Origin of the sequence: Solwaraspora sp. WMMD1047, assembly GCF_029626155.1 — a bacterium.
Taxonomy (GTDB): Bacteria; Actinomycetota; Actinomycetes; order Mycobacteriales; family Micromonosporaceae; genus WMMD1047.
On sequence record NZ_JARUBL010000001.1, the window covers coordinates 5,404,747 to 5,418,987 of the forward strand.

10 protein-coding genes, 1 pseudogene and 1 riboswitch are annotated in these 14,241 nt (G+C 74.1%); of the genes and pseudogenes, 5 read left to right on the plus strand and 6 right to left on the minus strand.

The window, feature by feature from the left end; genetic code table 11:
* Nucleotides 1-7: 7 nt before the first annotated feature.
* The 4 genes from O7627_RS24650 to O7627_RS24665 all read right to left on the minus strand — a co-directional run bounded on the left by O7627_RS24650 (nucleotide 8) and on the right by O7627_RS24665 (nucleotide 5,858).
* Nucleotides 8-2,296, minus strand: coding sequence for a hypothetical protein (locus O7627_RS24650; RefSeq protein ID WP_278095854.1), 2,289 nt, complete (start codon nucleotides 2,294-2,296; stop codon nucleotides 8-10).
* Nucleotides 2,293-3,372 carry a glycosyltransferase gene (locus O7627_RS24655; RefSeq protein WP_278095855.1) on the minus strand — a complete coding sequence of 360 codons (1,080 nt, stop codon included), beginning with the start codon at nucleotides 3,370-3,372 and terminating at the stop codon, nucleotides 2,293-2,295. Before O7627_RS24655 ends, O7627_RS24650 begins: the two co-directional genes overlap by 4 nt.
* Nucleotides 3,373-3,461: 89 nt before the next feature.
* Nucleotides 3,462-5,183 carry a glycoside hydrolase family 3 N-terminal domain-containing protein gene (locus tag O7627_RS24660; RefSeq protein ID WP_278098420.1) on the minus strand — a complete coding sequence of 574 codons (1,722 nt, stop codon included), beginning with the start codon at nucleotides 5,181-5,183 and terminating at the stop codon, nucleotides 3,462-3,464.
* A gap of 183 nt (nucleotides 5,184-5,366) precedes the next feature.
* Nucleotides 5,367-5,858 (minus strand): DUF3145 domain-containing protein, encoded by a 492-nt coding sequence (locus tag O7627_RS24665; RefSeq protein WP_278095856.1) that lies wholly within the window; start codon nucleotides 5,856-5,858, stop codon nucleotides 5,367-5,369.
* 251 nt (nucleotides 5,859-6,109) lie between these two features.
* Here O7627_RS24665 and O7627_RS24670 point away from each other — a divergent pair, with 251 nt between their 5' ends.
* Nucleotides 6,110-6,439 (plus strand): hypothetical protein, encoded by a 330-nt coding sequence (locus tag O7627_RS24670; protein WP_278095857.1) that lies wholly within the window; start codon nucleotides 6,110-6,112, stop codon nucleotides 6,437-6,439.
* A 186-nt stretch (nucleotides 6,440-6,625) separates the two neighbouring features.
* Here O7627_RS24670 and O7627_RS24675 read toward each other — a convergent pair whose 3' ends face one another.
* Nucleotides 6,626-7,279 carry a carbonic anhydrase gene (locus O7627_RS24675; protein WP_278095858.1) on the minus strand — a complete coding sequence of 218 codons (654 nt, stop codon included), beginning with the start codon at nucleotides 7,277-7,279 and terminating at the stop codon, nucleotides 6,626-6,628.
* A gap of 168 nt (nucleotides 7,280-7,447) precedes the next feature.
* Here O7627_RS24675 and O7627_RS24680 point away from each other — a divergent pair.
* Nucleotides 7,448-8,341, plus strand: a pseudogene (locus O7627_RS24680) (alpha/beta hydrolase); the annotation flags it as partial.
* 307 nt (nucleotides 8,342-8,648) lie between these two features.
* A complete protein-coding gene (locus O7627_RS24685) occupies nucleotides 8,649-10,766 on the plus strand; it encodes an AAA family ATPase (protein WP_278095859.1) in 2,118 nt (705 codons plus the stop codon).
* 64 nt (nucleotides 10,767-10,830) lie between these two features.
* Here the strand turns inward: O7627_RS24685 and O7627_RS24690 are convergent, their stop codons facing one another.
* Nucleotides 10,831-11,799 carry a superoxide dismutase gene (locus O7627_RS24690; protein WP_278095860.1) on the minus strand — a complete coding sequence of 323 codons (969 nt, stop codon included), beginning with the start codon at nucleotides 11,797-11,799 and terminating at the stop codon, nucleotides 10,831-10,833.
* Between the two features lie 163 nt (nucleotides 11,800-11,962).
* On the opposite strand from O7627_RS24690, the gene O7627_RS24695 reads away from it, so the two are divergent.
* Entirely contained in the window at nucleotides 11,963-12,877 is a 915-nt protein-coding gene (locus O7627_RS24695) for a cation diffusion facilitator family transporter (RefSeq protein WP_278095861.1), read from the plus strand.
* Nucleotides 12,878-12,995: 118 nt separating this feature from the next.
* A riboswitch (cyclic di-AMP (ydaO/yuaA leader) is annotated at nucleotides 12,996-13,124 on the plus strand.
* Nucleotides 13,125-13,128: 4 nt separating this feature from the next.
* A complete protein-coding gene (locus O7627_RS24700) occupies nucleotides 13,129-14,235 on the plus strand; it encodes a hypothetical protein (RefSeq protein WP_278095862.1) in 1,107 nt (368 codons plus the stop codon).
* Nucleotides 14,236-14,241: the final 6 nt, after the last annotated feature.

Here is a 14,241-nt window from a genome sequence, read left to right on the forward strand (position 1 = left end):
CCCGCGGTCAGCGCAGCCGGTAGACGGCCAGCCGGCCGTTGTCGAAGCCGAGCGTGGCCAGCCCGGCCAGCTCCGGTGACTCGACCCCGATCGACCGGTCCACCACCAGCCACCGGACGCCGTGCCGGTCCCGCAGCTCGGCCAGCCCGTCGGCGGTGGGTGCGCTGAACGCCGCGTCGTTGCGCCGCAGCAGGTCCTCATCCCAGAACGGGGTGTACGGGCCGGTGGTGGCGACCCGGGGGGCGAAGCCCCAGCCCTCCACCAGCACCCGGCGTTCGGCGTACGCGCTGAGCCAGAAGGTCCGGGAGTCGCACCAGCCGTTGCGGATCGCCAGGCAGTGCACGTTGGTGGCGATCACATCGTCGGGTCGGCTCTGGTCCCGGGTCCAGCGGGCCGCGTCAATGCGGGACCTGGGCATCGGCACGTTGGCGTACGCGCCGCCGTTGGGGGCCTGCGTCGACTTGTACATGTCCATCACCAGGCCGGGCGCCCCGACCACCAGGACGGCGGTGAGCGTCACCAGGCCGCCCCGGCCGCGCAGCGCCGGCACCCCGGGCCGCAGCGCGTACCAGAACGAGGCGGCCAGCACGCCGAGCACGGCGAGCCCGAGCAGCCAGCCCAGCAGTGGCCGTACCGGGTCGAGCGGCTGGCCGTAGGGGGCCGGGCCGGCGTAGCGCAGCTGGATCAGCGTCAGCAGGACGGCCAGCGCCGCGGCGCAGCCGCCAAGCGCCGCCCGCTGCCGCCCGGTCAGCGTGGCCCGGTCCCAGACCAGCGCGAACCCCCAGGCCGACAGCACCACTCCGAAGGTGAAGCCGGCCCGGGTGAAGTACTCGTTCGCTCCGCCCGGCTGGCGCAGCAGCACGTAGAGCGCGACGCCGGCCAGCGCCCCGCCGAGCAGGAACACCTGTAACGGCGCCAGCCGGCCACGGCGGCGCCACAGCAGCGCGACGACGCCGGCCAGCCGGGCCTGCATGTTGATCAGGAAGGCGACCAGCACGGCCGCGACCACCAGTGGCTGTTGCCAGTCCGGTCTGGTCGGTGGCTGCTCCCAGAACCGCTCGAAGCTCCAGAACGGCCCGACCTCGATGCCGTACGCGTTGAAGCGGTAGAGCACGGCGGTGGCGAAGAGCTGCGCGGCACCGGCCAGCAGGCCGGCGACCACCACCGCCCACGGAATCCGGCGCCGGGCGACCAGCAGTACCAGCGCGGTGAACGCCAGCGCCAGCGCGACCACCGGCAGCGAGCTGGCCTTGGCCCCGCTGGAGGCGAACATCAGCAGCCCGGTCAGGACGAACGCCCCCGGCCCGATCGGGGCGACCGGCCGGTCGGGGCGCCGGTCGACCACGTCGGCCAGAGCCGCGATCAGCGCGATCAGCAGCACCCAGCTGTAGATCATCGACATGCCGTGCCAGACGACGAAGGACGCCTGGGTGCCGAACGGCATGTTCACCGGGTGGGTGAAGTTGGTCTCGCCGATCACGAAAAAGAGCACCGCGGCGAGCGCGCCGACCCAGGGCCGGCCGCTGACCCGCCAGCCGAGCGTCGCCACCAGCACGATCGCCGCCGCGCAGAGCCCCGGCACGGTCAGCCGCAGCGCCACCACCGGCAGGTCGATCCCGCCGATCAGGCTGGTCGCGGCCATGTGTACGTAGCCGAACCAGTGGTAGTACAGCGGCTCGTCGGCGACCTGCGGCAGGTGGATGGGGAACTGGTGCTTCGCCTCCCCGGCCAGCGAGAGCTGGTACGCCAGGTCGAGGTACTGCCGGGTGTCCTCGCCGGCGGGCAGGACCGGGTTGCGCTCCAGGAAGGTGTACGACAGGTAGGTGGTGAAGAACGCCACCGACCCGGCCACCGTCCAGGACCAGCCGACCGGCACCGGCCGGTAGCCGGTGACCCGCCAGTGCCGGCGCAGGCCGGGCACGGCGGCGAAGACGGCCACGATGGCCAGCGGCCAGAGCCACAGCCAGCCGGGGCGGTCGAGGGCGGCGAAGACCGCCCAGGCGGGCAGTTCGAGGACCAGCCCGACCGCGGCGCCCATGGCCAGGTCCTCGACCAGGGTGTGCGGCTGGCGGCGCAGCGCCCGGTAGACGAGCGTGCCGGGCAGCAGCAGACCGAAGCCGATGTACCAGGCGTATCGCAGCAGGTCGGTCGGGGCGGTGTCGGCGGCCAGCAGCACGACCACGAAGTAGCCGACCCCGGCCACCAGTGGCAGCCAGCGCCAGAGCGGGCGGGGTCGGCCCGGTGCGGGTTCGGTGGGCTGTTCGGGTGCGCTGGTCGCGGGCGCGTCGGTCGTCACGACGCCGTCCGGGCGCCGGGCGCCGAGCGGGTCAGCCGCCCACCGTTGCCACCGGGGTCGAGGTCAGCCTGGTCGGTGCCGACCGGGTCGGTGCCGGCCGGGCCGGTGACGTCGGTCGGCGGCGGCGCGCTGTCGAAGTCGACGTAGCTGTCGGAGTCGACGTAGTAGCCGGGCCGGCCCTGGACGGCGACGTAGATCCGGCCGATGTACTCGCCGAGCAGGCCCAGGCAGAACAGCTGGACGGCGCCGAGGAAGAGCACCACCACGTAGAGCGAGGCCCAGCCGGCGACGGTGGAGTCGAGCAGGTACGCCACGAACGCCGCGACCAGCAGCACGGCGCAGATCAGCATGCCGGCCAGGCCGAGGTAGCTCGCCAGCCGCAGCGGCGCGGCGGAGAAACTGGTGACGCTGTCGGCGGCCAGCCGCACCATCTTCGTCAGCGAGTACTTCGTGCTGCCGGCGGCCCGCTCAGCCCGGACATACCGGACGGAGTCGCTGGGGAAGCCGAGCCAGGGCACCACCAGCCGCAGCACCGGCCGCCGCTCGGGCAGCTCCCGCAGGGCCTCGACGGTGGTCCGGCTGAGTAGCCGGAAGTCGCCGGCCTGGGCGGGCACGTCCTGACCGACCAGCCGCCGGATCACCCGGTAGTAGAGGCCGGCGGTCCACCGCTTGAACCGCGCGTCACTGGACCGGTCGGCGCGCACCCCGTACACCACGTCGAGCTGGCGGTCACGGGCCAGCCGCAGCATCTCGACGATCGTCTCGGGCGGGTCCTGCAGGTCGGCGTCGATGCTGGCGACGTAGCGGCCGCGGGCCCGGAACAGGCCGGCGGTCAGCGCCGACTGGTGGCCACTGTTGCGCCGCAGCCGGATCACCCGCAGCTGCGGCCAGCGCCGCCGCAGCCCGGCGAGGACGGCCGGGGTGGCATCCGAGCTGCCGTCGTCGACGGCCACCACCTCGTACGGCTCGCCGAGCCCGTCCAGGACGGGACGCAGCCGCTGCGCGAACAGCGGCAGCACGCTCTCCTCGTTGAACATCGGGACGACCACGGAGAGGGTCGGCTCCGGCTGGATCACGGCCCGGCACCCTTCCCCCGGTCGGCCTGACGGACGACCGAACGCTACCAGCAGCAGGTCACCGCCCGCCGGGCTCGGGCAGCCATGGGTCAGCCGGCACAGGCGGTGGCGGGTAGGCCGGGCACCGGCACCGGGGACCTGCCGGTCGGCTGGGCCTTGCCGGCCAGCACGTCGGCCAGCGCGGCCATCGCGACCGGGGTCGACGAGTACGTCGCCAGCAGGGTCTTCGAGTCGGCCCGGCCGAGCAGGTACGGGGTGTCCATGGCCACCGTCACGGCGGCGCCGGGTCGCAGGTCGGCCGGGCCGTCGCCGTACCCGATCAGGTGCACGACCGTGCCACCGCCCGCGACCACCTTGACCCCGGCGGCGCGCAGCGCCTCGGCCAGCAGTTTCCGGGTGCCGTCCCGGCCGCCGGAGGCGGTGATCGTCACCGGGCCGGTCACCGGCCGGCCGGTGCAGGAGCCGCGCAACATGGTCACCGCGGCGGCGGCCAGCTTCCGGGCGGCGGACCGGTGTGCCGGGCTGTTGAGCACCGCCATCTCCGGCGCCGGCCGGTCGGCCAGCCGGAATCGCAGGGTGAGCACCCGGGTCGCCGCCTCGACCAGCCGTTCGCGGGGCAGCGAGCCGTCCCGCAGCGCCGCCAGTAGGCCGTTGTACGCCCCGCCCACGTCCGGCGGCATCAGCAGCAGGTCGTTGCCGGCGTTGATGGCCCGGACCGCCGCCTCCCCGGCCGGGTACTTCTGGGCCGGTGCCATGTTCATGCCGTCGGTGACCAGCACGCCGGTGAAGCCGAGCTGGTCGCGCAGCAGTTCGGTGAGCACCTTCCGGGAGAAGGTGGCCGCCACCCCAGGGTCGACCGACCGCACGTCGAGGTGGCCGGACATCACCAGCCAGGCGCCGGCTGCCATGCCGGCGGTGAACGGTGGCAGGTCGCCGGCGTCGAGGGCGGCCCGGTCCTGGGCGAGCACCGGCAGGTCGGAGTGGGAGTCGGCGGCGGTGTGGCCGTGGCCCGGAAAGTGTTTCAGGGTGGCGCCCACCCCGGCCGACTGCAGGCCCCGCACGGCCCCGCCGACCTGGGCCGCGGTCCCGGCCGGATCGGCCCCGTAGGAGCGGGAGCCGATCACCTGGCTGTCCGCTTCGCCGAGGACGTCGGCGACCGGCGCGAAGTCGACGTTGACGCCGAGCGCGGCGAGTTCGGTGCCGGCGGCCCGCCAGGCCGCCTCGGTCAGCGCCGGGTCCCCGGCGGCCCCGGCGGCCATCGCACTCGGCAGCGCGGTCACCCCGTCCCGGATCCGGGTGACCACGCCGAATTCCTGGTCGACGCCGATCAGCAGCGGGGCGGCGCCGGCGGGCAGCTTGCCGGCCGCGGCCTGCAGGCCGCCGGTCAGCTTCTTGACCTGGGCGGGGCTGTCGACGTTCGTGGTGGCCTGGTTGGCGCCGGTGGGGTCGTCGGCGGAGAAGCCGACCAGGATCACCCCGCCCAGTCGGTAGCGGGCGACCATCTCGGCGGGGGTGTCGACGCCGGCCAGTTTCCGGTTTCCGGCCGCGGACCCGGCCGAGACCTGGGTGGCGGAGTTGCCGTACGCGTACGGCATCAGCACCTGCCCGACCAGGTCCTCGTCGGCGAGGGTGCCGACCAGGGCGGCGGCCCGCTCGGCGGCCGGGTCGCCGCTCGGCGAGACCGCCGGAGACGCGGTCGGGGTCGGGCTGGGCGACGGCGCACCGGCCACCTCGTCGGTCCGGTCGTCCGCGCACCCCGCGAGCAGGGCCGCGACCGCGACCGCGGCGACGGCCCGCCGGCCCGGCCACAGCCGGCGACCGGACCGGGCGGCGAGCCCGATGGTCCCGGCGGACCGGGCGTGCCCGGCGGACCGGGTGCTCCCGGTGGGGCGGGCGGTTCCGGCGGGGCGGGTGGGCACGGAGACGGATCGTCGAGGGGAGGCCGACACCCGCCCATCCCACCAGCCACCGCCGGTGGCCGGCAACTCGTGGCCTCAGCCGACCCGGGTCAGCAGGGTCACCGGGGCGCCGTCGCCGGCGTACCGGTAGGGCTCCAGCTCGGCGTCCCACGAGGTGCCCAGGGCCTTGTCGAGGGCGTGGGCCAGCGCCTCGGGGGCCCGCGCGGAGGCCATGATGGCGCGCAGCCGGTCCTCGCCGAGCTGGATGTCCCCGGCGGCGCCGGCGGTGGCCCGGAACAGTCCCCGGCCGGGCACGTACATGAAACGTTCACCGTCGACGCCGGGACTCGGCTCCTCGGTGACCTCGAAACGGATCATGGGCCACTGCCGGAGGGCAGCAGCCAGCTCGCCGCCGGTCCCCGGGCTGCCGGTCCACCCGCACTCCGCCCGACGGGCGCCCGGATCGACCGGTTGGGCCGTCCAGTGCAGGTTGACCGGCGCGGTGAGGACGCGCGCGATCGCCCACTCGACGTGTTGACACACGGCGAGCGGGGTCGAGTGGACGTATACGACGCCACGCGTTGGCACGGTGACCTCCCGGAGAGCGAGGTGCGTCTTCCCCTACGACCTCGACCACCGAGTGGTGCTGTGTTGAGAGACATGATGACCTGTGTGACGGATGGTGCGCCAGAGAATCGAGAAACTGGCGCCCGGGAATGACCGTACCGGTGACCCGGGTTGGACTCCACGTCGGCCACGGTCTGCCAACCCGGCAGCGCGGCTGGTGTAAAGTTCGCTCGAATCCCCCTGTCCTCCCGTACGTCTGCAAGGAGACCTCCGTGGCGAGCAACACGTCAAAGACCGCGCGCGCGTCCGTCCGCGCCGGCCAGGCCGGCCAGGGTGGCGCCCTGAGCGTGCTCGGTGAGTTCAAGTACCTGATCCCGCTCAACGGCGGCAAGCACGCCTACGTGCGGAATCTCACCAACGGTAAGACCGCGCACCTGCGCACCGACTCCGAGGCCTTCATCGAGGAGATCCGGACGCTGGCCGGCGCCGGGCACGCCACCAAGATCCGCGCCGAGATCAACGCGCTGAACGCGACCTACCCGCAGGACGGCTGGGACACCACCGAGAAGCGTCTGGTCGAGGCCGGCGTCTTCGAGTCCTGAGCCAACCCGGCCCGGCATTGCCGCCGGGCCGCTACTTCGCACCGACGTCCGACGCCCCGGCGGGGAACCCTCCGCGCCGGGGCGTCGCGCGTAGCGACTGCGACGACAGCACCGCGCGGCCGGCTGCCCACGCCCCGCAGCCAACGACCGGAAGACCGGAGGCCGCGAGACCGGCCGGTACGCCCCTCAGGTCAGCAGGTCCACCCGGCCGGTGCTGAGGTCGTAGATGGCGCCGACCACGTCCACCCGGCCGTCGGCGCAGCCGGCCGCCAGCGCGGCGCTCTCCCGCAGCCGGGCCACCGTGCGGGCGGTGTGCCGGCGGGTGGCGAGGGCGTGCACGTCCGGATGGTCCACCCCGACGTCGGTGACGGCCGCCGCGATCTGCTCGATCAGGTAGGCCAGGGCCCCGGGCGGCTGCTCGCCCTCGCGCAGCGCCGCCACGGTCGAGGCGACCGCCCCGCAGCGTTCGTGACCGAGCACCACGACCAGCGGGACGCGCAGCGCGGTGACCGCGAACTCGACCGAGCCGAGCACGGCCTGGTCGAGCACGTGCGCGCCCGAGCGGACCACGCAGATCGAACCGAAGGTCTGATCGAAGATCGCTTCCAGCGGCACCCGGGAGTCGATGCAGCCGACCACCACGGCGTACGGCTGCTGGTCGCCGGAGGCGCTCGCCTCGGCGGCGGTCACGTCGTGACCGTGCAGTGGTTGCCGGCTGAGGAACCGGCGGTTGCCGGCGAGCAGCTCGGCCAGGGCCTCCGCCGGCCCACGGGCGGCCAGCGGCGGCGAGGTGGAGGCGACCGGCGTCGCCACTTCCCGGGAACCGGACGGCGAGGACATGGGGTACAGCTTTCCGTCTCGGCGCCCGCCAGCGAAGTCTGTTGCGAATCTTCTCACCACCGCGGATTCACCTGGTGGGACGAGGGGTACAAGAGATCGACGGGAGCCGCGCGACAAATGCCACCAAAGCTCTCGGACGACCGCACCCGGACCTACTCGGAGGTGGCCATGCCCGACCACGTTCCGGTCACGGCGCCGGACGGCGTCCAGCTGCACGCGGAGATCGCCGGTCCGGCCGACGCGCCGGTGACGGTGCTGCTGCTGCACGGCTGGACGCTGGACGGCCGCACCTGGCACCGCCAGGTGGCCGCCCTGGCCGAGACGCTCGGCGACGCCGTCCGGGTGGTCAGCTACGACGCCCGCGGGCACGGCCGGTCCGGCTGCACCCCGCGCTGCTCGGCCACCCTGGACCAGCTCGGCGACGACCTGGCCGCGGTGCTCGCCGAGGTCGCGCCCACCGGCCCGGTGGTGCTCGCCGGCCACTCGCTCGGCGGCATGACGATCATGGAGTACGCCCACCGGCACCCGGCCGACTTCGCCGCCCGGGTCGCCGGCCTGGTCTTCGTTGCCACCACCGCCGAGGGCCACACCCACACCCGGTACGGGCTGCCGTCGCGGATCGGCCGGCTGGTGCGGCTGGCGGAGACCACCGGCGCCGGCGTGCTGGCCCGGTTCGGCTCCTGGCGTACGCCCCGACCCCTGCTCAGAGCGCTGCGGCCGTCGCTGCGCTGGCTGCTCTTCGGCGACGCCTACGACCCGGCCGACCTGCGGCTCACCTGCTCGGCGGTGGCCCGCACCGCGCTCGTCTCGGTCGGCGGCCTGCGGCAGTCGATCGGCGCCCAGCACCGCCTGGAGACCCTGGCCGCCCTCGGCGACGTCCCGGTCGCGGCCCTGGTCGGCGACCGGGACCGGCTCACCCCGCCGCCGTGCGCCCAGTCGATCGCCGAGGCCCTGCCGGCCACCGAGCTGACGCTGTGCCCCGGTGCCGGTCACATGCTCATGATGGAGCGACCGGACGAGGTGAACGCCGCTCTGGTCGCGGTGGTCCGCCGGGTCCTCGACCGGGCCGTACCCGCCCGCGCCCGGACCCGGGCGGCACGCCGGGCACTGCCGAAGGCCCGGAACGCCGGCTCGACCCGGAAGCTGGCAGCACCGGGCGCGGCGCGCAAGCCGGCACCGGGCGCGGCGCGGAACGCGCCACGAACCGAGGCGGATCGAACAACGGCAACATGTCCTTGATCGACAGGGCGTACCCTCGCTCTCTGGCCACTGATGCGCGCGCAGAGCAAGTCCCGACCCGAACCGCGCACCGGCACCGGTGGCCCGGGCCCACCCAGGGACCCGCCACCGACGGCCAGGAGCTTGCGCGTTGACCGACCCCACCACCCTGCAGCAGGAGATCGCCGCCGAGCAGCAGCACCTCGACCGCGTGTACGCCCGGCTGGCGGAGCTGCGCCAGTCCGCCGCGGTCGCGGAGAAGGAGGGCTACCAACTCGCCCGGGTCGGCAACTTCGGCGCCCTCGTCGAGCGGGACGCGATGGTCTTCCACGCCGCCCGCCGCCGGCACGTGCTGGACGCGGAGCACGAGGGGCTGGTCTTCGGGCGGTTGGACCTGCGCGACTCCTCGGTGCTGCACATCGGCCGGCTCGGGGTCCGCGGCGAACGCGCCGAGCCGCTGGTGATCGACTGGCGGGCCCCGGCCGCCGCCGCGTTCTACCAGGCCACCGCCACCCAGCCGCGCGGCGTGGTCCGCCGCCGGATGATCTCCTCCACCGGGGAGCGGGTGACCCGGATCGAGGACGACCTGCTCGACCCGGCCGGCGCGCCGCCCGGGATGAAGGTGGTCGGCGACGGGGCGCTGCTGGCCACCCTGGCCCGGGCCACCGGCCGGGGGATGCGCGACATCGTCGCGACCATCCAGCGCGAGCAGGACGAGGCGATCCGCTCCCCCGCCTCCGGGGTGACGATCGTCTCGGGCGGGCCGGGCACCGGCAAGACGGCGGTCGCCCTGCACCGGGCCGCGTACCTGCTCTATTCCGACCGCAACCGGTTCGTCGGCGGCGGGGTGCTGGTGGTCGGGCCGTCCTCGGTCTTCGTCGACTACATCTCCTCGGTGCTGCCGTCGCTGGGTGAGGACGCGGCCACCCTGCACTCGCTGGGCACGCTCTTCCCGGGGGTCACCGCGACCCGTTCCGACCCGGCCGCGATCGCCGCGGTCAAGGGGTCGCTGCGGATGCGACGGGTGCTGGAACGGGCGGTCCGGGACGCGGTGCCGGACGGGCCGGGCGAGCTGCGCCTGCTCTACCGGGGTGAGCTGCTGCGGCTCGGCCGGGCCGAGCTGGACGGCATCCGGGCCCGGGCGTTGCCGCGCGGCGCCCGCCGCAACGAGGTACGCCGGGCCGGCATCGACGGCCTCTTCGGCGCGCTCTGGAGCCAGGCCCAGCGGCTGCGGATCGGCCGCCTGCCCGACCAGCGGACCTTCGAGGACGAGCTGGCCGAACGGCAGGAGTTCCGCGACTTCCTGCGGGCCTGGTGGCCCCGGCTGCACCCCCGGCACGTGCTGCACTGGCTGGCCCGGCCGACGCGGCTGCGCCGGTACGCCGCCGGCATCCTCACCCCGGCCGAGATCGCCATGCTCGCCGAGTCGTACACCGCGCCGGCCACCGGCGGGTTGAGCTTCGCCGACGTGGCCATCCTGGACGAGCTCGACGAGCTGCTCGGCCGTCCGCCGCAGCCGCCCCGGCGCAGGCGCGACCCGTTCCACGTGGCCGGCGGGGTACGCGAGCTGAGCACCGCCGCCGAACGGCAGCGCGCCGCCCGGCAGGCGGCCACCGAGCGGCCGGCGGACTACCGCGACTACGCCCACGTGGTGGTCGACGAGTCGCAGGACGTCTCGCCGATGCAGTGGCGGATGCTGGGCCGGCGGGGCCGGATCGCCTCCTGGACGGTGGTCGGCGACCCGGCCCAGACCGCCTGGACCGGCGACCCGGCCGAGCTGCACCGGGCCCGGGACCGGGCGCTGGGCCGGCGGGCGCGGCACAGCTTCACGCTCTCCACCAACTACCGCAACTCGGCGGAGATCTTCGCGGCCGCGGCCGCGGTGATCCGGGAGATCGACCCCGACCTGGTGCTGCCGACCGCGGTGCGCTCCACCGGGGTCGCCCCGGTGGAGCTGTCGGCGCCGGCGGCCGAGCTGCCGGCGGTGGTCCGGGACGCGGTGGCCCGGCTGCTGACCGAGGTCGACGGCACGGTCGGGGTGATCACGCCGGTCCCGCGCCGGGACGAGGTGGCCGGCTGGCTGGCCGGGCTGCCGGACCCGGACCGCCACCAGGTGGTGAACGCGCTGCAGGCCAAGGGCATGGAGTACGACGGGGTGCTGCTGGTCGCCCCCGGCGAGATCCGCGCCGATTCGGAGGCCGGGGTACGGACCCTCTACGTCGCCCTGTCCCGGGCCACCCAGCGCCTGACCACGGTCGACGTCCGATAGCTGGCGGGGCCGGGAGCTTCCGGCGGGGTCGATCGCCGGCGCTCCCGGCGGGCGACAGTCGGGCTCAGTGCCGAGGGATCGCGATGACGTCGTACTCGGTGGTGGGGGTCGGCGGGGTGGAGAAGCGGGCGTTCGGCAGGTAGAGCCGCCGGCCGTAGGCGGCCACCGTGGTCGGCACGTCGAACCTGGGGTCGGTCCGGCGGGTCAGCAGCCGGCCGCGGGTGCCGGCCCGGTCCAGGCCGAGCACGGCGACGGTGTTGATCCGGTTCTGGACCACGTAGAGGGTCCACCCGTCGAGCAGCAGGCCGTCGCCGTTTGTCAGCAACTCCCCGCCGAGGTCGACGGTGCGGGTCAGCCCGGTGCGCGGGTCGACCCGGAACAGCAGGCCGGTGCCGGACTGCACGATCAGCAGGCCGGTGCCGTCGGGGGTCCGGACGATGCCGTTGGCGTTGATCCCGGTGCCGTAGGCGATGTCGCCGGTGAGCGGCACCCGGACGACGCCGTCCGGGCCGGGCAGCCGGCCGGCCCGGTCCAGCGGCAGCCGGTAGAGCACCGGGTTCGTCGAGTCGGTGAACCAGGCCCCGCCCGGCGTCAGGACGACGTCGTTGACGAAGCTGGCCCCGTCGGCGAGCCGGTAGCTGGCCAGCAGCTCGCCGGTGCGGGCGTGGATGACCCGGGCGTCGCCGCCGGTCCCGCCGGCGACGAAGAGCCGCAGCCGCTTGTCGATCTTGAGGCCGAGGGAGGGCGTACCCGGTCCCGGGTTGATGATCTCGCCCCGGCCGGTGACCAGGCTGGCGCGGTAGATCGCGCCGGTGGCCCGGGAGCCGAAGAAGGCGTACGGCGAGGAGCCGATCGCGATCCCCTCCGGCTGGAAACCGGGTGGCAGCGGGAAGCTGTCGGGAAAGACCGGCCCGGTGATGGCCGGGGCTCCGGCGGCCGGGGCGGCCGGCAGTCCGGCGGCGGTGACGGCGAGGGCGGTGGTGATCAGCAGCGTGCGGCGGTTGACCGGCAGGTTGCGTCCGCGGTGACGCATGATCGCAGTCCCTTCGGGCCCGGGGTCGGCAGGCATCTACGGGTTTCGTTGCGGGCCGGTTCCGATGATGCCAGGGCCAGCCGGGTGACCGCACTCACAGTTGCATACATAGCAATGTCAGCATACGTTGGACCGAGTCGGCCTGATCGAGGATGGTGTGAGCGTGGGCGCAGGTCATGACCACGGCGGGGCCGCCTCGCGGGCCGCCGACCAGCACCGGGGTCGGCTCTGGGCCGCGTTCGGGCTGCTCGCCGCCCTGATGCTCGTCGAGGCGGTCACCGCCCTGCTCACCGGCTCGCTGGCACTGCTCTCCGACGCCGGGCACATGTTCACCGACGTACTCGGGATCGGGATGGCCCTGGCGGCGATCACCGCGGCCCGCCGGGCGGTGGGTGACCCGCAGCGGACCTTCGGCCTCTACCGGCTGGAGGTGCTCGCCGCGCTCGCCAACGCCGTACTGCTCTCCGGCGTCGCGGTCTACGTGCTGATCGAGGCGGTGAGCCGCCTCGACGACCCACCAGAGGTGACCGCCGGCCCGGTGCTGGTGGTCGCGGTCGCCGGCCTGCTCGCCAACATCGTGGCCTTCGCCCTGCTCCGGTCCGGCGCCCGCGACAACATCAACATGCGGGGTGCGTATCTGGAGGTGCTCGGTGACCTGCTCGGCTCGGTCGGGGTGATCGTGGCCGCCGTGGTGATCGCGACCACCCAATGGTGGTGGGCGGACCCACTGGTCGCGGTCGGGATCGGGCTGTTCATCCTGCCCCGGACCTGGCGGCTCGGCCGGGCCGCGGTACGCATCCTGGTGCAGGCCGCGCCGGAGCACCTCGACGTGCCGGCCGTACGGTCCCGGCTCTGCGCCGTACCCGGCGTCTCCGACGTGCACGACCTGCACGTGTGGACGCTGACCTCGGGGATGGAGGTGGCCTCGGCCCACCTGACCATCGACCCCGACGCCGAGGTCGGCACGGTGCTCACCGCGGCCCGGTCGGCGCTGACCGAGGAGTTCCACATCGAGCACGCGACCCTGCAGGTCGAACCGGGCACCTCCCCCGGGGGCTGCGGCCCGACGACCTGGTGACGGCGCTCACCGCCCGGCTTAGCTACGTCTTAATTCGCCCCTTCTCACCTGAGAGAGCCGGATAACAGCCGGTAGGCTCGGCGACGGCCGCCGCCGGGCGGCGCCCTCACGGCGCCTGCGGTGGTCGTCGCCTAATCGCGTCCTGCGAGCCGGGGAACCATGTACGTGGGGTGTATCCGCGAAAGCGGTAGGGATCTTCCGTCCCGAACCCGTCAGCTAACCCGGTCGGCGGCTGACGGAAGGACGTGGCAATGCCAGCACTGGCATCCGTACGACATGCGCACGCGCGCCGGGCCGCCAGACCCGCGTCGCGCCGAAACACCCGATGGGCGGCCCGGCTGTTCGCCGCCGTCACGGTCGGCCTGGCGGCCACCCTGGTGAGCACCGGCACGGCGGTCGCCGCCGGACCCGCGACACCACTCGCCGCCCCGGTCCTCGCCCAGCAGGACTTCGACGAGGGCGGCTCGGACAGCCTGCGCAAGGCGCTGCAGGAGGCGTCCAAGGGCTTCCTCGACGCGCAGGCCGCGCTGAAGAAGTCGACCGAGCGGCAGAAGCAGCTCACCGAGCTGCTCAAGCAACTCGAAACCGACCTCGCCGAGCAGAACCGCAAGCTCGGCGACCTGGCGGGCCGGGCCTACCGCACCGGGCGGTTGGGGCCGGTGTCGGCGCTGCTGGCCAGCGACTCACCGGACAGTTTCCTGGACCGGGCCGCCACCCTCGACTCGGTGGCCGCGAACGAGGACCGGCAACTGCGTCAGCTCCAGGAGACCAAGGAGCAGCAGACCCGGGCGAAGGCGGCGATCGACGCCGAGGTCGCCGAGGAGAAGAAGCAGGTCGAGGTGATGGCCAAGCGCAAGCAGCAGGCCGAGCGGGCGCTGGCGGCGGTCGGCAGCGGCGGCCCCAGCGGCGGGGTCAGCGGCTCCAACTCGGCCCGCGCCCGGGCCGTGGCGCGTAACTCCGACGGCTCGTTCCCGAACGAGTCCTGCAGCCTCAACGACCCGACCACCTCGGGGTGCATCACCCCGCGGACGCTCAACGCCCTCAAGCAGGCCAAGGCGGCCGGCTTCACGCGGTTCGTCTCCTGCTTCCGCAGCGGCGGTTCGGGCGAGCACCCGCAGGGCAAGGCGTGCGACTTCGCCGCCCAGAAGAACGGCTTCGAGGGTACGGCCACCGGCGGTGACCGCACCTACGGCAACAACCTGGCGGCGTACTTCGTCAACAACGCGAGTCGGCTCGGGGTGCTCTATGTGATCTGGTTCCGGCAGATCTGGCTGCCGAGCAGCGGCTGGCGGGCGTACAACGGCGACGGCACGCCGTCCGGCGACCACACCAACCACGTACACCTGTCGATGAACTGATCCGTG